The following is a 22,490-nucleotide window of genomic DNA, read 5'->3' as shown; positions in this document are numbered from 1 at the left end:
TGTTAGCGGTTTGTATTTGGGTAGATTAAGCCAAAAGCGCTGGCACCTAAGTCTGCACTAGACACTGTTTGACGAATGCCTTCAAACAACTCACGGCCAGTGCCATAGGTTTGCACTTGTTCACTAATTTCAATTTCACGTTGTGCAAATTCGTTATCTTCAACATGTACTTTTAACACACCATTTGGCGCATCTAAGGTCACTACATCGCCTTCACGGATTTTGGCAATAAAGCCACCTTCTACCGCTTCTGGCGCAAGGTGAATTGCTGCAGGCACTTTACCTGATGCACCTGACATACGACCGTCGGTTACTATCGCAACTTTAAAGCCTTTATCTTGCAGAGTAGCCATAATTGGCGTTAGCTTATGAAGCTCAGGCATGCCTTTAGCTTTAGGACCCTGCTCTTTAATTACCGCAATAAAATCGGTTTCTAATTCGCCGCGAGCAAACGCATCTTGCAGGGCTGCTTGCGAGTTAAATACTTTTGCAGGTGCGGTAACTACTTGGTGCTGCTCTTGTACTGCAGACACTTTAATTACTGCATGACCTAAGTTACCTGTTAGTAGCTGTAAGCCACCTTGAGGGTTAAATGGGTTTTCAATTGGACGAAGCACGTCTTCGTCGTGCGAAGTTTCAGGGCAATCTTGCCATTTAATTTTCGCTGCAATTTGGTTGTCCGTTGCGATTACTGACGTGTCAATAACAGGCTCTTTGGTGTAGTCATTTAGGCTATTACCAACAATGGTTTTCACATCTTCGTGTAAGAAACCACCTTTTAATAATTCTTTCACTAGGAACGGTAAACCACCTGCCGCGTGGAAATGGTTAACATCGGCAGAACCATTTGGATAAACACGTGCAAGAAGTGGTACTACTTCAGAAATATCCGACATGTCTTTCCAAGTGATTTCAACACCTGCTGCTTTTGCCATCGCAACTAAATGGATCGCGTGGTTGGTTGAACCACCTGTTGCTAATAAGCCCACTAAGCCATTAACAATGGTTTTTTCACTTACAATTTCACCAATTGGATTAGCATCTTTTGTACTAATCAATTGGTTAAGCATTAGTTCAACCGCATTTACTGTTAAACCATCACGTAATTCTGTGTATGGATTTACAAATGAGCTACCAGGTAAATGTAAGCCCATAATTTCCATCAACATTTGGTTTGAATTCGCGGTACCGTAGAAAGTACAGGTACCTGCACTGTGGTATGACGCACTTTCTGCAGCAAGCAATTCATCTCGACCAACTAAGCCTTGTGCAAACTTTTGGCGAATACGTGCTTTTTCTTTATTTGGAATACCTGAAGGCATAGGCCCTGCAGGTAAGAAGAAAATAGGTAAATGGCCAAAAGATAGTGAACCAATTACCAGACCTGGGACAATTTTGTCACACAGACCAAGGCAAAAAACGCCGTCAAAAACATCGTGCGACAGTGAAACAGCCGTAGACATTGCAATCACATCACGGGAAAAAAGTGAAAGCTCCATGCCATCACGGCCTTGCGTCACACCATCACACATAGCAGGTACGCCACCGGCAACTTGTGCAGTAGCATTAAATTTGGTTGCAACCTTTTTGATTAGATCTGGGTATTCTTTGTAAGGCACATGCGCTGAAAGCATGTCGTTGTATGAATTGATAATACCAAGATTAGGTTGTTCGTCTTTAGTTAGTAGTGCTTTTTCTGAACTTGAACAAGCGGCCATGACGTGTGCAAGGTTACCGCAACCTAAACCAGCGCGAACGCGCTCCTTTGATTTAGCTGCATCCATGCGCGCAATATACGCCTGACGTGTTGCTTTGCTGCGTTCAATAATTCTTTCGGTTACTTCTTGGATTCTTGGATGTAGCATTTTCGCACTCATTCATAAAGATTTGGGAAAAAGGCTCAGTACTTAAATTAGAGACTCCTACTAGTCTAAGTACCGAGCGTCTTTGTCTACCCGTTCAAAGGTCCGGTATCGAGTGTCTCTCACAACCACTCCATGACACCGGTGTCACAATATTAAAACCGATCCATGACACCGGTGTCAACATTAATTTTAGTGCTTTTCTTGAAATTTGCTCAATTTTGCTGAGGTTTTTCTAGCAAAACGCTTTGAGATGACAATTGAATGACAAAAACAAGAATTAAAGAAAACAAAATGAGTACCAATGTTAGTCATTGTTCTAGCGCAACAAGCACCTAAAAATGACCGTAATTGATGTATAAACACGCAGCACATTTACTGCGTGTTTTATATAAGAGGAGATTAAATCTGAGGGTTTAGTTTAATTGATAAGCTGAGCGGTAGATTCTCGTTCAATTAGTTTACCAGCAAACACTTCTTCAATATCATCGCTTTCTGGCGCATTGATTTTATCAATCAGCAAAGTCACTGCGCGAAATGTCATATCTTCAACAGGTTGTGCAATGGTAGTAAGGCCAGGCCATATATGGCGTGCAATTGGTGCGTTATCAAACCCTGCTATCGACAGTTCTTCGGGTACTTTCAGCGACATTTGCGATGCAACTTTTAACACCGCTGCAGCCATGTAATCATTTGATGCAAAAACCGCGCTTGGTCTTGTGGTAGATTCAAGAATTTGCCTTGCGCTGTCTTCACCAGAGTGATAACTGAAGTTACCCTCGGCAACAAACTCACTTTTAACCGCAATGCCCTGCTCGCCCAGCGCTTTTACATAGCCATCAAAACGTGCTTCGGTTGCACTGTGATCTGGGTGACCTTTGATAAACGCAATTTCTTTATGACCAAGTGATAACAGTAAATTGGTAATTTCGTACGCCGCCTGCGTATCATTACTTTTAATTGAAATTGATTCATCTTCTAACGTGACAGGTGCAACACGTGCATATGGTATGTTGCGCGTTTTCAAATAATCGACTAACTCTTTGTTATCTGAAAACGGTGGCGTTAAAACAATACCATCTAAGCGTGAAGTACTTACCAACGTTTCAATATTATCGATTAGCGGTTCACCACGCAGTTCACAAGGGTGGATCAATAAGTTGTAATTTCGATCTTGGCAAGCTTCAAGTGCACCAGATTGTACGCGTGTAATGTAACTTTTAGATGGATTGTCATATAAACAGCCAATAATAAAGCTGCGGTTATGAGCCAAGCCACGAGCAATCGGGTTGGGACGATAATTTAGCTCTTTAAACGCTTGTTGTACTTTTTCTCGCGTTGCATCAGAAACATTCGGCTCATTATTTAACACACGTGATACCGTTTTCTTCGATACCCCTGCATGTTTAGCCACACTATTAATCGTCACTTTTTCCATATAGGTCTCTAATTATTAATTCTCATCCAAACTGGCTGCTGCGCCGAGTAATGGGATATTGTCTTGGGTAATGAGAACGACGGGAATGTCTTCCACTATATGTTGCATTTTTCCTTTTGCAACAAACCGTTTACTAAACTCACTGGCTAATAATTTATCTTGGAATCGAGGCAAAATACCACCGCCAATGTAAACCCCACCGGTTGCATTGAAGGTTAAACTAAGGTCGCCTGCGACTGCGCCAATCCAATCACAAAATTGCGTAAGTGTTTTTACGCAAATAGTATCATCGTTTGCAAGCGCAAGTGAGGTAATGGTTGGCGCATCAATGTCTTTAGCGTCAACATTGTGTACTTTTGCCATGGCTCGGTATAAGTTTTCAATGCCTTGACCAGAAAACACGTGTTCCACAGAAACGTGTTCAAACTCGTCGCTCAATGCATTTATCAGGTTACGTTCAAGTTCATTACATGCTGCAAGGCTGATATGGCCTGCTTCGCAGCTAAGCACCACATTTGAATCTTCACCTTTAACCAACGCTGCTGCTCCAAAACCAGTACCAGGGCCAATGACAGCAATATTGCCATGTGGATTGGCCTCACCGTTTTTAACCACCAAGTTTTCATCGTTATTAATGTATGGCGCAGCTTCAGCAAACGCAGCAAAGTCATTAATTACTTTAAATTGTTCAAAGCCAAAGCGCGCTTTAATGTCACTCACATTAAACTGCCAGCCAAGGTTTGTTAAAAACACCGTGTCTTGCTTACGCGGACCTGCGACAGCAAAACATGCTTTTTTTGGTACAACGGTTAACGTTCTTACATACGCAGCCAATACATCAGCAAAGCTTTCAAAATCCAAACTCGAAAACTTTTGAATATTATCAAACGTAATTTGCTTAGTTGATTTATCAAACGCACTAACCAATGCAAAACGTGCATTGGTACCACCAACATCTGCAACTATAATAGGCTCAAACATATAAAATCTCTCAATTGAATTGGCTAAGTTTTTTAAGTGCAGAAATTGCAACTCGTTTGGTTTTAATTGAGCCCTGCTACAGACATCAAATAAAATGGCAACAAACCCAATTGACTCCGGTTTAGTTTGCCAATTATGACACCGGTGTCAGATTAAATTCAATATCTCAGAACATAAAGTTAGTTTTTTTATCAAATTTATGGCTAAATTACCCGCTAAATACACATGTTTATAATAAAAAGGTGTTGAGTTGAGTAAATCAAAAGCTACGTCCTTTGATATTGCCCATTATGCAGGCGTATCGCAATCGACTGTATCTCGAGCGTTACGCAACAGCCCGTTGGTGAACGAAGAAACCAAAAAGAAAGTGTTTGAAATCGCCAAGAAGCTTAATTATAAGGTTGATAAAAACGCCAGTAACTTACGTACTCAACAAAGTAATACCATTGCGCTTCTCTTATTTGAAGACCCCACCAGTGATGAATCACATATTAACCCTTTCTTTTTATCTATGCTGGGGTCGATTACGCGCGCATGCGCCAATCAAGGCTATGATTTGCTTGTTTCTTTTCAACAAATGGATCAAGACTGGCAAGCACAATACGAGGATAGCCACCGAGCAGATGGCCTTATTTTGTTAGGCTATGGTGATTACATTGATTATCAGGCGCGCCTTGCAACTTTACTACAGCACGACACCAAATTTGTCTGCTGGGGGGCACAAGTTGACTCTCGCCCTGAGTTATCAATATCTTGTGACAATTACTTTGGTGGTGAACAAGTTGCGGAGTTTTTAATTGCTAAAAAACGCACTCAATGTGCATTTATTGGTGATGCATCCGAGCACAGCCCGGAATTCTTCGCGCGTTTCAATGGTTTTAAAGACACACTACAAAAGCACGGTCTCGATGTGGATGCTCGTCAGATTATTAATGCCATTTCTACTGATGAGTCTGGCTACAATGCAACCAAAACATTACTTAGTTTAAAACGCCCGATAAATGCTATTTTCGCAGCCAGCGACTTAATCGCTATTGGTGCTATTCGTGCGATAAAAGAGGCTGGGCTCAATGTACCAAACGATATTAGTGTGATTGGTTTTGACGATATTCCGGTTGCGAACTTTACTGAGCCATCGCTGACTACGGTGAATCAAAGCACTTCCGTTGCGGGTGAAATGTTAGTTGCTAACCTGCTCGCCCAATTAAAAGATGAGCCACCGCAACAAACCCAACTTAAACCCACGCTAGTAGTGCGAAAATCTGCATAAAAATAAAAGGCGCTTAACGCGCCTTTTTAGTTTAATTTAGTTTTTCTTTCACAACTGGGTAGTAATCCCATACTTGCTTATCAGACATTGAGCGCAATAGTTTAATGTACTCTGCATGAGTCCACGCAAGCGGTGTTGCAGAATTGGTGCCCTCACCAAATGTGTAGTTGTGTGGGTTAACCCCAACACCATCCCACACCTGCTCTGGTAACATTAAACCTTCGTTGGCAAATTGTTCCATGCCTTTTACATAGGTGTTTACCAAGTTTGTTTGCTTTGCTTTATCAAACTGACCTGATTGCGCTAGCTTGGCAATTTCATAATGACCACGTTCACCGGTGAAAAATGGCCAAACACGTCCACGCTGCCCAGGTGTATTGTTACCACCTTCAGCATAGTTAGTGCCCGTCACTTCATCTTCACCATAGCCATCATTACCATATCGACGCCAGCCAGGAAATTCACCTTCAACGCCTGCAAAGGTAAAGTTGTATTTAACTTTAAGGTTTTCCGGTAAGTTAAGCGCATCATATTCATCTAAGGTATCGATAATGTGTTTATCATCAGCACTGCGTACCCCATAACGAACCAACTCTAAAAAACCACCATCAAGAATGCTTTGCTTAACAAGGCCTTTTCGGCCGTTGTTATCGCCTAGCAAAGTAGATGAGTTTGCATCGTCATCTTGGCTGATGCGCACAAAGTGCTGACCATTTGATGCATCGCTTGGTAGTGTACTTTTCGTTGTGTACATACGCGATTCGACTTGGCTATTGTAGCCTTTTGCTACCGTTAAGTATTTTGCTGCAAGGGCTTCATCACCGGCAAGCTTTGCTATTTCACTGGCTGTGATAAGCCCTGCAATCACGGCTGCAGTTGTTGAAGGAGAATGTCCTGCTTGTTCTTCCCAACGTTCCTGCTGGGTAAATGGTGGTTTGATTTCGGTATCATTCCATAAAATTTTGGCAAGGCCACCTTCCACTAAAAAGTCTGCCGCAGGTTTAAGCATTTTGTTAAACCAGTGAACAAGTTCATCTTTGGTTAGTACATCAGCAAGGTAAAGCTTCCAACCAAGCATAATTGGCATGGCGGTTTGGTCTAACTGAACACCAACCCACTCAAGCTCACCATCTACGTGCGTTTTCTGTAAGAACCACCCTGTATCGCCCTGGTTGCCTGGTGTTTTGTTTGTGACTTGTACTTTTTCTAAGTATTCAAATGCGGTTTTGGCCGTTTGTTTATCACCCATGGCTAAAAATGCCATTGCAACTTGATAAAAATCACGAACCCATACCGCTTTATATCCAGTGTGGCCTTCAATTGCGGGTACTGTATCGCCCCAAGGGTTAGACAATGATGCAATCAAGGCACCTGCGTGGGTTTTATCTTCTTGTGCTTTTAATACTAACGCACTGGCATATGCTAAACGGCCTTGATCAGCTGATTGTGTGCTCAGTGACTCCAGGTCAAGTGATGCTAAATAACGCTGCCAGTCTGTACCGTACTCTTTTAGTAGTTGGTCATAGCCTTTTTGTTGGCTATTTTCCGCAGAAGCAACACTTTTTTCTAATGTATTACCAAACGATAGCGTTAAATCAAATTGAGCTTTACTTGATGTTGTACCAAGCAGTGCATCAAGCGATACGTTACCTGGTTTGTCACCCGTTGACGCATAACTTGTTAATTCATTACCAGCGCTAAGTTGTGATATAAGATCTGATTTACCAATAAAGCCAACACTGGTTTGCTCAAACGCTTTGTTTGCCGTAAGCGTTAAATAATTATCACCATCAATGGCAATCAATTTGCCCTCTTTTACCATTGCACTATCACCAACACCATTGTTATTAACGTATGGATTGGCGTGTACGTAAAGTGATAACGGTTTACCGTTTAATGACTCTAAAGCAACACGAACAAACAGTGTTTGATCATTGCTGTCGGTGAAAATATGCTTTTCAATTTTAAAGCGACCTTGCTTGTCAGTATTTACCAATTTGTATGCTAATGACGTTGGTCTACCCAGTGAATCTTTTTGTAAGTAATCAATTTCCCATGCCGTATCATCAAGTTCGGTGGCTACAAAATCATCACCTTTTACCACAAATTGCATTTCTTTTAATTGCGCTTGGTGAATTAAACCAAACATCGTTTCGGTAATAATACCTTGGGCAAGTGAAAACCATACTGTCGATACATCACCGGTTACAGCTTTGTTACTATACGCACCGTCTACATACGCTTCATAGCTGGTACCAATGCCCGTTTTGCCTGAATAAGCCCAATAAGGTTTGTTACCCGGTGCGCCTGGTGCAACCTCTGCAGGAGATGCTGAAGCCTGTGAATTAACATCTTTGGTATTTGGTTGTTCACTTCCACAACCTGAAATAGCCAGTGTTACAGCACTTGCTAGTAATGAGTGCTTAATGAATTTATTTTTGAACATAGTTAATACTTTCACTTGTTGTCATTTACTTGTTATAAGTCACACGCGTTACAGCAATTGCTGCAATCAAATACGAAATACCACCCAAGGTTAAGGCATAAATTGCCTCACCATTAAACACATAACGTACAAGCGAGCCTAAAATTGTGGCCGCTAGCATCTGTGGGATCACGATAAAAAAGTTAAAAATACCCATATACACACCCATTTTGTTACTTGGAAGTGCATTACTGAGCATGGCGTATGGCAGCGATAGAACCGATGCCCACACAAAACCAATTGCAATCATTGCGTAGATAAGGTGATCGCTGTTTTCAATGAACGCAAAACTGATCATTGCCGCGCCACCTAAACCTAGATTGATCATATGGCTTGTTTTTAATCCGAGTTTTTTAACCATCAAGGGGATCACTACCGCTGCAATAACCGAAAAACCGTTATACGCGGCAAACAAGATGCCTACCCAATCGGCGCCATCGTTATAGGCTTTTGATGCCACATCACTGCTGCCGAAATGAAAACTTGTCACCGCAGGCGTGGTGTAAATCCACATGGCAAACAAGGCAAACCAACTAAAGAATTGTACTACCGCTAATTGTTTCATGGTTTTCGGCATGGACATCATATCGGCCATTACCGTGTAAAAACCGTTACTTGTATTACCTTTTGTTTGCATCTGATTTGATAATAAAAATAATGCACCAAACACCACGAGTGCACCGCCAAGAAAGACAATGTCTTTACCAAGCGACAGCACATACACAAACGCTAAAATGACGATCCCTAGACCTAATTGCCCTGTGCCAATTTTGGCAAATGGCAACGTGCTGTTTTGAGAGAACGCTAGTGTGATTTCTGGGTCTTCAAATTTAGCTAATTCTTCAGGGCTGTATTCTTTGGTTGAAACAATGGTCCACAATACTGCAAGTAGTAAAATCGCCGCGCCAAAATAGAATGAATACGTTACCGACTGTGGAATTACTCCGGCTTCTGCCGTGTTGCTAATGCCAAACCAGTTAGTCATCATCCACGGCAGTGCCGAAGCCACAACGGCGCCAATTCCGATGAAAAAGCTTTGCATGGCATAACCTAAACCACGTTGTTTTTTCGGTAAATTATCACCAACCAGCGCACGGAATGGTTCCATAGTGACATTAATCGCAGCATCCATAATCCATAACATGCCTGCTGCAATCCATAAGGTAGGTGAATTTGGCATAATGCATAACGCCAAAGAAGTAAGCAGTGCCCCATACAGAAAAAATGGACGACGGCGACCTAATTTTCCCCAAGTGCGATCGCTAAAGTAACCTACTATTGGTTGTACTATTAGGCCTGTTAAGGGAGCTGCAATCCACAAGATGGGAATATCATCTATATTTGCACCTAAGGTTTGGAAAATACGGCTCACATTGGCACTTTGTAAGGCAAAACCGAATTGGATGCCCATAAAGCCAAAACACATATTCCATATTTGCCAAAACGACAGCGTTGGTTTGTCTTGCACGGATGTTGTCATAAGTTACTCCACAGCCACTACTACTGCACCCTGTGGCGCAAGAGTGAAGTTGGTATTATTGTTATACACTTGAATTTGGTTGTTTCCTGCAAACTTAAGTAAACTGTGTCCTTTGGTTTGGTAAGGTAAACTCACTGAATGTGCTTTATTGTCAAAGTTTGCCAAAATTAATAGTGTCTCTTTGTTACTTTGACGTAAAAAGCCAATAACGTGTTTATTTGCCTTACCGAGTGACTCAGTCAGGTCAATCATTTCGCCGTGTTTAATGGCATCACGTTTCGCTAGATTAAGTACCGTTTTATAAAAGCTTCGCAGTGCTTGTTGTTGTGTTGATAATAACTGACCATCAAATGCACCCTGATTCATCCATTTCTGATGCTCAGGCACACCAATGTAATCAAAAATGCTGGTACGCGTTGCACTACCAAATCCCGCATTTTCTGCACCTGGTTCGCCCACTTCTTGGCCAAAGTAAATTAAGCTAGGTGATTGACTGATTAGGTGAGATACCACCATGGCAGGTTTGCCTTTGTTCATATCACCGACAAAATCAGGACTGGCAATACGTTGCTCGTCATGATTTTCTAAAAAGTTCAGCATATGTGGGGCAATGTCGCTTACTTCATGGTGTACTGGCATTAAGGTGTTTGCTGGCTGCTTGCCTTGCATAATCCATTTTAACGTATCGTAAAAGCCTACTTTATCGTACAAGTAATCCATCTTACCTAAATGAATATAATCGCGATAAAGACTTGGGTTATATACTTCGGCAATCAATGTAGCCTGCGGGTTTTTGAGTTTGATATGGGCATTTAAATAACTCCAAAATTCTACTGGCACCATTTCGGCCATATCGTAGCGAAAGCCATCAACCCCTTTGTCAAGCCAATAAAAAGCGATATCTCGCATTTTTTGCCAACTGCTTGGCAACGCTTTGTCTTGCCAAAATGTCACGATATCTTGGTAACCTTTATGCGCATATTGTTTTGGTAATGGAGCAAAGTCATAGCTACCATCGGGCTTAACACCGTAGTTAACTTTTACCGTTTCATACCAATCATTAAAGTCTGGCTGGGCTTTACGTGAACCATTTCCGGTCCATTTAGCAGGGTTTTCATCAAACTTGCCATCAACAAGTGGATGCGCTTCACCACCTAAAGGTAAATAACTTTCAGGGAACTTAGGCAGTGAAAACGCTTTTCCAGGAATATAGTAAAAATCGTTAGTTTTTGCATAAACCACTGACGTATCATCTTGCGCGCCTAAATCAACAACCCCCTCTGGCTTTGCAAGTGATTGATATCGACGCGCAACATGGTTTGGCACAATATCAATAATCACTTTAAGGCCTGCAGCATGACTGCGTGCAATCAGGGCTTCAAACTCTTCAACACGTTTTGCAGGGTTTTTCGCAAGATCTGGATTTACTGAATAATAATCTTTAATAGCATAAGGTGAGCCCGCACGGCCTTTAATCACATCAGGGTCATCTAAATTAATGCCAAACTCGCTGTAATCATCCGCCATTGCATGGTGTAAAACACCGGTATACCAAATATGACTGACACCTAAGTCTTTAATTTCATTTAGTGCTTTTGGTGTGAAATCGTCAAATTTACCTACCCCATTTTGCGCTTTGCTACCCCAAGGCGCATTCGTTGTATTCGTGTTACCAAATAAACGTGTAAATACTTGATAAACAACTGGCTTTTGCTCTGCGTTTTTTTCTTCAACTATGTTTGATTGGGCACTGCCATTATGAGACGCCAGTAACAGCGCTAAAAAGGCATACATCTTCTTTTTCATTTAATTACCAAATCGTTGTAAAAATTCATTATGGGTCGGCAGTTGCTCACTGGTGTGGGTGATCAGCACTTTTAAGTTTTGTAGCATCTCAGTGAGCTGCTCATCAGTTAAATTGTGTGCTAACGGGTGATACTGCTGTGGTAATGCCCCCTGGCCTAACATTACTTGCTGCCACGCTATTTCACTAAACAACTCATCATCTTGACGGCAAAACAGTCCTTGCTGTTCAAATAATTTCATTTTGTGGGCGAGGCTTTCTGGGATCTCCATTTGCTGACATTGACGCCAAAATGGACTGTCGTCACGCGCCGTTTGTTTGTAATGCAAAATGATAAAGTCGCGAATTCGTTCAAACTCAATTTGGCTTTGTCGATTATATTCAGCCACTAAACTATCGCTGATACCATGTAGCGGAAAATGCTTCACAAGGCGGGTGGCAGCAGTTTGAATAAGGTGAATACTGGTTGATTCAAGTGGCTCTAAAAAGCCACTGGAAAGACCAATTGCCACCACATTTTTATGCCATTGTTTTAAACGTCTGCCAGTTCGAAAGCGAATTAAACGCGGTTCAGCAAGCGCCTTACCTGGAAGGTTATCAAGCAGTAACTGTTTTGCGTCTTCATCAGACAAATGCTTACTGGCGTAAACTAAGCCATTGCCTATGCGATTCGTTAGCGGAATTTGCCACTGCCAACCACTGTTATGTGCAATTGAGCGTGTATACGGTTTAATCGCTTGCTCACCATGTTCGCAGGGTACTGCCAATGCGCTATCGCAAGGTAACCAGTGACTCCAATCCTCAAAACCAACGTTCAGCGTTTTGTCGAGTAATAATCCGTGTAACCCTGAACAATCTATAAATAGGTCACCTGATATCTGCTCTTTATTATCAAGGACTATTTCGTTTACAAAACCGGTTTCTTCATCGGTATTGACGGTTTCAACGGTTCCTTCGACACGCTTTACACCCAGTTTTTCAGCATGGCTTCGTAAAAACTGCGCATACAAGGTGGCATCAAAGTGATAAGCGTAAGTTATGCCAGGTAATTGCGTATTAGGGATCGTATTAAGCTTATTAAAACGATTACGTTTAGCGGCTTGGTAGTTTATTGAGTAATCCCAAAAACTGCTGGTATCGCCAAGCTCTTTTGCCCTTAACCAGTAGTTTAAAAAGTTACAGAACGGAAAGTCTTTACCAAAACCACCAAAGGCATGCATATACTGCTCGCCTTGCTGGCCCCAATTTTCAAACTGAATGCCCAGTTTAATTGTGGCGTTAGTCGCTTTGATAAATGCTTTTTCATCCACGCCAATGGCGGCGTTAAATGGAATAATTGGTGGAATTGTCGCTTCGCCCACGCCAACTGTACCGATTTGCTCCGACTCAACAAGGGTAATAGATAGGTGCTTACCTAACACTTTTGCTAATAAACTTGCGCTTAACCAGCCTGCAGTGCCACCACCTACAATCACAACGTTATTTATTTTATTCGTCATCATTACCTCAGATAAAAACAAAGCCCTTTTCAGGGCTTTGTTAGTGCGTTCAAATAATTAGAACTGGTAGTTAACACCTAGTAAGAACGTACGACCATAATCTTGGTAGTCACGTACTTGTAAAGCATTGTCACCTGATAGCGATACAAACGGTTCTTCAGTGATGTTCTGTACTTGGAATGTCACTGTCATACCTTCCAGGCTTGCTAAACCACTTTCAGAGAAGTCGTAACCAATTTGCGCATCCCAAATTGTCTCACCAAGGATGTCCACTTGTTGTGAATCAAATCCACGGCCGTAAACATCACCTTTAAAGTCATCACGCTTACGCATGCTTGCACGCGCTTGGAAACCATAGTTTTCATAGTAGAAGGTTAGGTTTTGAATGCTCTTAGAAAGACCTGGAATCTCATAATCGTTACCATCTTGGTCAACCATGTCTGAGCTATTCACTGTGTGACTTGCAATAACACCAAAGCCGTCAAGCACATCGCTAAAGTAATTAAATGGTAATGTTACTGAGAATTCAGCACCTTGTACTGTACCGTCACCACCATTTACTTTACCGCTACCTGTACCGTCAGGGTTTGCAGGAATTTCACCTGTTGCAGGATCTGCAACGCCCGTCATATCAATGTAGTAGCTGCCGTCGAAGATCCAATCTTGTAAATCTTTGTGGTAAAGCGCTATCGAGAAATAACCTTCAGGGCTGAAGTAGTTCTCATACGTCAGGTCAAAGTTAATTGCTTGATATGGTTCAAGTGTTGGGTTACCACCGTTAACACTCCAGTTACTGCCATTTTCGTCTGGCTGCTGGTTGTAAGTCGCATTAACCGATGCATTCATTTCGTCCATACGTGCACGCGAGATTGTCTTCGCAGCACCAAAACGAACAGATTGCTCATCATCAATTGATAACGATAGGTTTAAGCTTGGTAATACGTGTGAGTAATCATGCTCAATATGAGTTGGTGACGTAATTACTTTACCGTCTTGTGTATTGAATGCGTTACCTTGAGACTCTTGCTTAGTTTGAACATAACGTAAACCAGCATTACCTGTTAGAGGCATACCTGCAATTTCAGCATCAATATTTGCTTTTACAAACGCACTGGTTAATTGTTCTTTTACTGTCCACGATTTCGTTGCATGACTTGGGTTAGTCAGGCTTTCTGCCAGTAAATCAAAGTAACCATCTGCTACCATTGCACGTGAATCAAAAGCAATCATGTCACCCATACCGATGAAATCTAGGTTAGCCGTACCTAAACGGTACTCTTCTGGCACCATCATCATACCTGGGTTGTCTAGCGAGAAGCTTGAAACTGTTAAGAAGTAACCTTCAGAACGCTTAGTTTTCTCACGTTCGCTGTAAGATAAACCAAATTCAACAGAGCTAATGTAGTCACTTTCAACTACTTTACTTGCAGCAAGACGAAGTGCGTTTAATTCATCGTCTACTTCCGGTGTGTTTAAGAAACCATCTTGTAGTTGGTTTTCGTACTCTGTGCCAACAACACCGTATTTTTCATTTAGTGCAGAACTCCAACCCCATGATAATGGGCCGCCAATTTGAATTAGGTTGTAATCGCTGTAATCAAGCCCGTGTGTAAAGGTTGCACCTGCATTACCTGAATTAAACGTGTAACCAAGGTTATCAGCTACACCGCGTGAATCTCCACGGCCAGTACCTGCATAGCTTTCCATACTCCAGATTTCACGTTCAACGCTTGAATGGCTGGCATCAAACTCAAGTGACCATGAATCATTTAAGTCATACTCAAGGTTAAAACCAAATGACGTCATTTCTGCACTACGGTCTTCGTAGTCGTTACGAACAACTACACGCTGACCTTCAGTAATTGCAGATGTTACAAAACCCGTTGCTGGGTCAACAACTGCTGTATCTGCGCTAATAGAACCTTGGCCCCATGCAAATGGAATTTCGATACCACGTAAGATTTTCTCATCTACAAAATCAACGTAAAGAGTGTCAAACACCATACGTAGTTTTTCGCTTGGCGCGTATTCAATCACTGCCATTACAGAGTCACGTTCAAGCGTTGATGAACGTACAAATGGTTTAGCACCACCTAATACTGAATAAGTTTGGCCATCTTCACCTGTAAATTCAGGGTAACCCCAAGAGTTCCAGCGTTTTTCCTGGTTAGGCGAAGACATGGTATTAAATGCAACAGCCACGCCTAGCGTGTTATCTGCGAATTGATCAATGTATGAAAGAGTGCCACGGAAGCCATTGTCGTCTGCATCTGGATTAAGCTTATCGAAGCTTGTTTGCTCGTACATTGCGTTTACTTTTACAATGCGCTCATCCAATGAAAGTGGCTTAATTGTTTGTAGGTCAATCACACCAGCTAGGCCCGATGCTTCTAAATCTGCACTTGGTGTTTTATATACCGTAACCGCACTCATGATTTCAGATGGGTATAGATCAAGCTCTGCGCCGCGGTTATCCGTGATTGATACTTGTTCACGACCGTTAAACGTTGTGCCAACATGATCTTCACCAAATCCACGAATGGTTACACGGCTTGCACGACCATCTAAGCGTTGCGCAGCAAGACCCGGTAAACGTGCGATTGATTCAGCGATTGATGAATCTGGTAATTTACCAATATCTTCAGCAGAAACTGACTCTACAACTTCTGGTGAAAAACGCTTGGTGTTAATTGCTTTTACTAAGCTTGCGCGAAAGCCCTTAACCTCAATAACTTCAACTTCTTTTTCTTGTTCTTTGTCGTTACTTGCGTTATCAGCTGCATACACATTTGCAGAAGTAACACCTGCTGCCATCATCGCAAGAGTAAGCATGCTTGGTTTAAAAATAGACATAAATTTCTGTTCCCGGTTGACTATTGCTAGTGCAAATCATGGTGCGAAATATCATTACTAATCACGTTACGTTTAGTCACAATACTTGTAGCAGTTGCACCAAATGAGTTCGCGTTTGTTGCCGACAGTGATAGTAACGCTATAAATTTAGCAACCACAACAAAATGCATACGTATTCAAATTTATGCAATGACCGACTTAGTTACAATTTTTTTACATTGTTTTTTTGTTAAACATTGATTCTAAAGGTTTTTTAAAATTATCACTGATTAAAATCAAAACTTTAAACAAATTGACATAAATTGGTCACAACCAAGAGCCATTTCTGTGCAAAACCCCATAAAAGTACACTTAATTGCACCTTAAAAGTGCAGTCTAGCACTTTTGATAAATTGGTCTTACCAATATTTACCTGATAAATAATAGCATTGAGCATAATTTGTTTAAATTGGTAATTTAGTGTGACCAATCAAATCTCATTAAAATGGTAGATCTTAGAAAACTATTTTCAATGCATACGTATGTAGGCTTTTTACTCCTCAGTTAAATATGGCGTAAGCTGAACGTTATTCGCTCGGTGAAACACCAGCGTTTTAACAAAACAAATGAAATAAAACGAATAGCATCAATAAGTAACGAGATCACGATGTCGAATTTAACAGCGCAATTACATTGGTGGCAAGGTGCGGTTATTTACCAAATCTACCCACGCAGTTTCCAAGACACTAGTAATAATGGTGTGGGAGATTTAAAAGGAATTATCAATCGACTGGATTACATTAAAGAGTTAGGCGTTGATGCTGTCTGGATCTCACCGTTTTTTAAATCACCAATGAAAGACTTTGGTTATGACATTAGTGATTACCGTGACATTGACCCGCTTTTTGGGTCACTTGCAGACTTTGATGAACTAATTAAGCAAGCTCATCAACGCGATATTAAAATCGTGATCGATCAGGTTTTAAGCCACACTTCAGATCAGCACCCTTGGTTTTTAGAGAGCCGTGAAGATAAAAACAATGCAAAAGCTGACTGGTATGTTTGGGCTGATGCAAATGATGATGGTTCACCACCCAATAATTGGCTTTCAATTTTTGGTGGCTGTGCATGGCAGTGGGAGCCTCGTCGCTGCCAGTACTATCTCCATAACTTTTTAACCCAGCAACCTGATTTAAACTTCCATAACGAGGAAGTACGTAACGCAGTTTTAGATAATGTTGAATTTTGGTTGCAACGTGGTGTAGATGGTTTCCGTTTAGACGCGATAAACTTCTGTTACCACGACAAAGCGCTAAGAGACAATCCAGCAAAACCTAAACATTTACGCCAAGGCCGTGGTTTTAGTGAAGACAACCCATATGCCTTCCAATACCATTATTACAATAATACGCAACCTGAGAACCTAGCGTTTATGCAAGCTATTCGCAGCTTGATGGATAAATACCCAGGTGCGGTAACCTTAGGTGAAATTTCCTCTGAAGATTCACTCGCGACTATGAGTGAGTACACCTCAGGTGGTAATAAATTGCATATGGGCTATAGCTTTGAACTGCTGACAAAAGACTACAGCCCAAGCTATATTCGCACTACAGTTGAAACGCTAGAATCACAAATGACCGAAGGTTGGCCATGCTGGGCATTTAGCAATCATGATGTTGAGCGTGTGGCATCGCGCTGGAGCAAAGACGGAGTTGTGAATACAGAGCAAGTAAAAATGCTCCATGCCCTACTCGCAACACTGCGTGGCAGCGTGTGTATGTATCAAGGTGAAGAACTTGGTTTAGGAGAAGCAGAAATTAGCTTTGAACAATTACAAGACCCCTATGGCATCACATTCTGGCCGAATTTCAAAGGTCGTGACGGTTGTCGTACACCACTGCCTTGGAGCAACAACAGCGAATTTGGTGGTTTTTCAAATGCAACACCATGGTTACCTGTTGTTGATGCGCATAAATCCGTTGCCATTGATAAACAGCAGGCTGACAGTAATTCGCCATTGGTTCACTGCCAACAGTTTCTTGCTTGGCGAAAGCAAATAGATACTTTGCTTTATGGTGATATTACCTTCATCCAAAGCGATGATCATATCCTTGCTTTTGAACGCAGCTTCGAGGGTAAAACAGTCAGTTGTTACTTTAATTTAGGTTCAGAAAGTCAGCCTCTTGCACTTTCAGGTACTGTGATCAAAGAAAATCATTACGCCAATGCTACACTAAATGGTTTTGGTTACGTGATTATTGAACACTAAAAGATTACTAACGCAGGGTAAATGGAATTACCATTTTATTTGAAGATTTACGTATTGTTCTTCCCATGTGAACGTAAGGCTAACCCAACTGGGTTAGCCTTTTTTTATGGATTGAGTACAAACTCATTTTTGCGAATAAACAGTACATCACCACTTTGATATTTACCAGCCAACACATCAACAACATGTTTGCTAAACTCGCTACACGTCATGATATTGTTGTTAGGAATATTAAACTTATCTCTAAACTTGGTTTCAATCGCTCCTGGAGCCATACAAATTACTTCAAAGCCATCATTTGCCATGCTTTTGCTCAAAGTAATAACACCTGCTTTTGAGCTACAATACGATGACCAATCTTTGTAGGCATTGAACCCTGCTGTCGATGCAATATTAATAATCAGCGTTTTTTGATTATTTTTCAGCGCGTATTTACTTACTAAATACGTACCAATTAAATTCACTGAAATATCTTGTATCCACTCAGCTGAATCGGAATCGAGTAATCGATTGGGGTGAATGCAGCCTGCATTATTTATTACGACATCAAACTGTTTACCTTCGAAATAGTTTGCAACATCAGAGTCTTGCGTTACATCTAACTGTTTTCGCGAAACTAAGGTAATATCAAAAACATCCCTAAACTCATTGGCAAAGCTTTGCGCCCAATCGCCTCCACCACCAGTGATTAAAATTGATTTATTAGACGATATCTGGGTTTTCATGTTTATCCGACTTATCTATTAAGTTTCTATACTGATCGTAAATACGTTCTTTTAAGTTTGAGCTACTAACACCTGCACCGTATGGGAAATAAAATACTTTAACACCGAGATCGCGAAGGTAATCATATTTACCACGCCAATCATCGCCCACAACAAAAATATCGATATTCAGATCTTTAATGCGCTGCGTATGTTCTAACGAACGCTGTGGAATAACTACATCAGGATATTTTAGTGCTTCAACAATCGCAATACGCTCTTCAAACGGAACAGCAGGTGGATTTTTATAGCTGCACACAAGCTCGTCAGTGCTCACCCCGACAATTAAGGTATCACCAAGTCCTCTGCCGTATTCAATCATTTTCAAATGATTGCGATGAAACAAATCAAAGGTACCTGAAACGTAGACAATTTTACTCATAATATATACTTTTAACTCATGTTAATGTGAGATTAAATAATCACAAATACGCTCTGCCGATTTACCATCAAGCTTACCAACGTATTCATCACATATTTGCTTTCTTATTGACTGTTTGATATGCGGGTTTTTAACCGCATTTTTAACTAACTCGTAAAGTTCTTGATAATTAGCTGCTCGATCACATAATTCATTGAAGACCTCAATACTTTCATCAATTCGTTTTTTAAAACGAAAAGAAAATATACCGCGATAACCCCAACGAAGCTTGTAAAAGTCACACCAGATAACCGGTTTATTTAGCGCTGCGAATTCAAAAATTGCAGACGATGCATCTGATAACATAACATCTGAAATCGCCATAAATTCAAGCAAGTTGTATTCATCAACCCTTGCTAAATATACATTATCACTTGCTGCCCAAGATTCTAGTATGGCTTTTTGTTTAGAATAACGATGCTTAGTCAGCGAAAAAAAATGAGGCTTAAGAATAACATTATAGTCCGCATAATCACTCGCAAAGTTCGCAGAAAATAATTCAATTGAACTAGGGTAAAACGTTGGCGCATAAAGAATAGTTGGTTTGGATTCATCTAAACCAAGAGAACTTAATGAGATACTGAGTGAGCTGCGATTGATAGCAGGGTCCAACTTGGCATAGCCACTATCGACAAAATTACCATTGGGAAACATGGCTTGCAGATTACTCAGGCGCTTTTCACCTTCAACAAATCGCACAGTGGTTGGATTTTTAGATACATCATAATAACAACTTTTCGGGCCGACACCGTGTTGCATCAATACGGTTTTACTCACTGTATGGAGCTGTTCTAAATCCGCAACGGCATTGCCAAAGACTAACCAATCTGCTTTTTGCGCTAAGTAATGGGCTAACGCATCTTGCCAATTGTGTACAATTTTAATAGTTAACTTGGTCTCGTTTAATGCGCTCTCAATAATGCGGTTTAAATCTTCGTCGTCAGTTTTGTAGCCAACCAATTCAATTTCTGTGTTGTGCGCTTTGAGTGCATCAATTACCGGTAAATACTGCGGTAAATAATACAGATGTTGAATATCAAAAATAACCTTCATTGAACTGCCTAAACGATTTATGTGACATTTTTATGATCTCACAAAAACTTAACATCAGGCAAAGTTTTTTAATTGAATTTCCAATAATTGAGTTTTTTTCTTAATTTAAGATTACGCAATAAATTGAGTGGTTTCTTTTTTGCGGTGGTGAGATGCCCTTGGAGCACTTGCTCAACTGCTTCGAGTACGCGAGCACTCGAATTGCCATCTCTGTAAGGGTGAAGTTGCTGGATATAATCGCTGACATTTTTTTGCAAACAGGCTGGATACTTAAGGGCATAATCCAGTTTTTCCGCAAGTAATGCGGGGTCAGTAAAATTCACCATATGTGGTTGTGGGTCAATATTGTTAAAGGTCACTACCGGCTTATTTTGAACTATAAACATTTGAATGACCGATGATGTATCGCACAACATAACATCTGCTTGCTTTAATAACGGTAAAACATTGTCAGTCTCAACAAAGGTTAAGTGTTCACTTTCAAGTGTTTTATATTGCTGAATAATCTGTTTTGGCATTTTTGGATGAAATTGAACAAGCCATTGCCACTCACCTGTTGCACTTTCTTTTTTCACTTGCTCAAATAAATGAGGCGCACAAGTTAAATTGCGTGAGAACGTAGAACACATTAATACGGTTTTCTTAGTCTTTGCCTCATTAGCTTTTGATGTAGCACCCTCAACTTTATCAAATAAAGGATCAAGTGTTGGCCAGCCAGTTTCTACCACATTAAAATAGCCATGTTTTTTTGCTAATTGTGAAAATACCGATGTAGTATTTGGGCCTTGTGTACAATAAAGATCAAAACACTGACGAATATTAAAATGGTCATTTTTGCCACGGCGATTTAATTTTCCCGCATCAAAACCGTGAAATACCGCAACTTTAAGTCCTGGAAAAAATCTTGGCACCATATTGCCTGGCACAAATACCGCATCTGGGTGATAGACCTTAACGTCATCTACTGTCTTAATATGACGTTCATTCTCTTTTAAATAACGTGCATTAACCTCATCCCCCCACAAAAACCAAGCCACCTCATCACCGCGACGAATAATTTCTTGTTGTAATGGTCTTAAAATAGCGTAACTGTAGTTTTGAGATATGAAAAACAAGTATTTGCGCACTGCACCGGGATCCATTCGTTAGCTGTTACAACCAATAATACTTAACATTTAATGATCTATTCAACGGCATAAATAAACATTTTGACGTTTTAACTATGTTATTATCAATTTTTCGTGAATTTTGATAGTAGTATGAATAAGCGTTATTTGATGTTTGTAATGCAGCCTTATAGCTATGCTATTTTAAGGCCTTTGCAGTCTGCAATATTAGCTCGTGGTGATGAGGTGGCTTGGTTTTTATCAGGAAATGATGTAAATGCAGCCAGCTTAACTGAACAAGAGCATTACTTATCCACTATTGAACAGGTAAAAGCATACAAGCCCGACGCGGTATTTGTGCCAGGCAATGTTGTGCCTGACTTTATTCCAGGCGCTAAGGTACAAGTATTTCACGGTTTAGAATACAAAAAGAAAGGCCACTTTGCGATTCGAGGCTTTTTTGATCTTTATTGCACACATGGGCCTCTCACCACAGAGCCTTTTCAAAAATTAGCAAAAAAGCATGGCTATTTTAATGTAGTAGAAACCGGCTGGCCAAAATTAGATCCTTATTTTGATTACGCCAGATGCATCAATGACAAACCAGTAATACTGTATGCGCCTACTTTTTCACCCAGCTTATCTTCTTTACCTCATCTTTTTGAGCAGATAAAGCTGTTGGCTCAATCGAATAAGTTCAAAATTGTCATTAAGTTTCACCCTAAAACCAAAACTGAATGGCAACAACTTTATCGCAGCTATAATAATGACAATTTAATTATCGATAATGGTGATAACTTAATTCCACTTATCCAACAAGCTGATATTGTAATTTCTGATACATCAAGTGCTGTGGATGAAGCATTATTGATAGGTAAACCCGTTATTACTTTTAATAACTCATCACCTCAAGCAGCATTAATCAACATAGATAAGCCTTCAGACTTGAACATAACCATTGATAAAGCACTCAATTTGTCTGATGGTCATCAAGAAGAGATAGACAACTACATAAAGCAAGTTCACCCATACCAAGATGGTAAAAGTGCTGAACGAGTTTTGCAGGCTGTTGATGAATTATTGATAAGAGGCGTAAAACGCAAACCGCTTAATTTGATAAGAAAATATAAAATCAGAAAGCTTATGAAATACTATAAATTAGGTTAACACTCGAGAAGTTGTTAATAAAAAAGGCGCCGAGGCGCCTTTTTTATTCTTTCTAAGCT

Annotated in this window: 16 protein-coding genes; 3 read left to right on the top strand and 13 right to left on the bottom strand. The window is 40.7% G+C overall.

Annotated elements, in window-relative coordinates:
* Nucleotides 1-2 precede the first annotated feature (2 nt).
* The 3 genes from edd to glk form a co-directional block, all read right to left on the bottom strand.
* Nucleotides 3-1,865, bottom strand: a complete 1,863-nt coding sequence (gene edd, locus OM33_RS09860) for a phosphogluconate dehydratase (protein ID WP_038643235.1) — start codon at nucleotides 1,863-1,865, stop codon at nucleotides 3-5.
* Nucleotides 1,866-2,283: 418 nt separating this feature from the next.
* Nucleotides 2,284-3,300, bottom strand: a complete 1,017-nt coding sequence (locus OM33_RS09855; RefSeq protein ID WP_038641286.1) for a LacI family DNA-binding transcriptional regulator — start codon at nucleotides 3,298-3,300, stop codon at nucleotides 2,284-2,286.
* Between the two features lie 15 nt (nucleotides 3,301-3,315).
* Nucleotides 3,316-4,281 carry a glucokinase gene (glk, locus tag OM33_RS09850; protein ID WP_038641285.1) on the bottom strand — a complete coding sequence of 322 codons (966 nt, stop codon included), beginning with the start codon at nucleotides 4,279-4,281 and terminating at the stop codon, nucleotides 3,316-3,318.
* A gap of 250 nt (nucleotides 4,282-4,531) precedes the next feature.
* Here glk and OM33_RS09845 point away from each other — a divergent pair, with 250 nt between their 5' ends.
* Nucleotides 4,532-5,551, top strand: a complete 1,020-nt coding sequence (locus OM33_RS09845; protein WP_038641284.1) for a LacI family DNA-binding transcriptional regulator — start codon at nucleotides 4,532-4,534, stop codon at nucleotides 5,549-5,551.
* Nucleotides 5,552-5,582: 31 nt separating this feature from the next.
* Here the strand turns inward: OM33_RS09845 and OM33_RS09840 are convergent, their stop codons facing one another.
* The 6 genes from OM33_RS09840 to OM33_RS22555 are packed head-to-tail and all read right to left on the bottom strand — an operon-like array spanning nucleotide 5,583 to nucleotide 15,842.
* Entirely contained in the window at nucleotides 5,583-7,997 is a 2,415-nt protein-coding gene (locus OM33_RS09840) for a glycoside hydrolase family 15 protein (protein ID WP_038641282.1), read from the bottom strand.
* Between the two features lie 25 nt (nucleotides 7,998-8,022).
* Nucleotides 8,023-9,516 (bottom strand): MFS transporter, encoded by a 1,494-nt coding sequence (locus OM33_RS09835; RefSeq protein WP_038641280.1) that lies wholly within the window; start codon nucleotides 9,514-9,516, stop codon nucleotides 8,023-8,025.
* A gap of 3 nt (nucleotides 9,517-9,519) precedes the next feature.
* Nucleotides 9,520-11,322, bottom strand: a complete 1,803-nt coding sequence (locus tag OM33_RS09830) for an alpha-amylase family glycosyl hydrolase (RefSeq protein ID WP_038641278.1) — start codon at nucleotides 11,320-11,322, stop codon at nucleotides 9,520-9,522.
* Nucleotides 11,323-12,819, bottom strand: a complete 1,497-nt coding sequence (locus OM33_RS09825) for a tryptophan halogenase family protein (RefSeq protein WP_199922539.1) — start codon at nucleotides 12,817-12,819, stop codon at nucleotides 11,323-11,325.
* A 57-nt stretch (nucleotides 12,820-12,876) separates the two neighbouring features.
* Complete coding sequence (locus OM33_RS09820; RefSeq protein WP_038641274.1) at nucleotides 12,877-15,672, bottom strand: TonB-dependent receptor; 2,796 nt, start codon at nucleotides 15,670-15,672, stop codon at nucleotides 12,877-12,879.
* Between the two features lie 26 nt (nucleotides 15,673-15,698).
* Nucleotides 15,699-15,842: a hypothetical protein gene (locus OM33_RS22555; protein WP_199922440.1), complete on the bottom strand. Its 144-nt coding sequence runs from the start codon at nucleotides 15,840-15,842 to the stop codon at nucleotides 15,699-15,701.
* Between the two features lie 476 nt (nucleotides 15,843-16,318).
* On the opposite strand from OM33_RS22555, the gene OM33_RS09810 reads away from it, so the two are divergent.
* Nucleotides 16,319-17,920 carry an alpha-glucosidase gene (locus tag OM33_RS09810; RefSeq protein ID WP_038641270.1) on the top strand — a complete coding sequence of 534 codons (1,602 nt, stop codon included), beginning with the start codon at nucleotides 16,319-16,321 and terminating at the stop codon, nucleotides 17,918-17,920.
* 104 nt (nucleotides 17,921-18,024) lie between these two features.
* On the opposite strand, the gene OM33_RS09805 is transcribed toward OM33_RS09810, so the two are convergent.
* The 4 genes from OM33_RS09805 to OM33_RS09790 form a co-directional block, all read right to left on the bottom strand.
* Complete coding sequence (locus OM33_RS09805; protein WP_038641268.1) at nucleotides 18,025-18,645, bottom strand: SDR family oxidoreductase; 621 nt, start codon at nucleotides 18,643-18,645, stop codon at nucleotides 18,025-18,027.
* Nucleotides 18,623-19,066: an adenylyltransferase/cytidyltransferase family protein gene (locus OM33_RS09800; RefSeq protein ID WP_038641266.1), complete on the bottom strand. Its 444-nt coding sequence runs from the start codon at nucleotides 19,064-19,066 to the stop codon at nucleotides 18,623-18,625. Before OM33_RS09800 ends, OM33_RS09805 begins: the two co-directional genes overlap by 23 nt.
* Nucleotides 19,067-19,087: 21 nt before the next feature.
* Entirely contained in the window at nucleotides 19,088-20,158 is a 1,071-nt protein-coding gene (locus OM33_RS09795) for a CDP-glycerol glycerophosphotransferase family protein (RefSeq protein WP_038641264.1), read from the bottom strand.
* Nucleotides 20,159-20,226: 68 nt separating this feature from the next.
* A complete protein-coding gene (locus OM33_RS09790) occupies nucleotides 20,227-21,300 on the bottom strand; it encodes a CDP-glycerol--glycerophosphate glycerophosphotransferase (RefSeq protein WP_038641262.1) in 1,074 nt (357 codons plus the stop codon).
* Nucleotides 21,301-21,417: 117 nt separating this feature from the next.
* Between OM33_RS09790 and OM33_RS09785 the strand changes: the two genes are divergently transcribed.
* Nucleotides 21,418-22,431, top strand: a complete 1,014-nt coding sequence (locus OM33_RS09785) for a CDP-glycerol--glycerophosphate glycerophosphotransferase (protein WP_038641260.1) — start codon at nucleotides 21,418-21,420, stop codon at nucleotides 22,429-22,431.
* Nucleotides 22,432-22,490: the final 59 nt, after the last annotated feature.

Origin of the sequence: Pseudoalteromonas piratica (assembly GCF_000788395.1) — a bacterium.
GTDB lineage: Bacteria > Pseudomonadota > Gammaproteobacteria > Enterobacterales > Alteromonadaceae > Pseudoalteromonas > Pseudoalteromonas piratica.
Note: the sequence above shows the minus strand (reverse complement) of the source record. Positions and strands in the feature narration are given on the sequence as shown.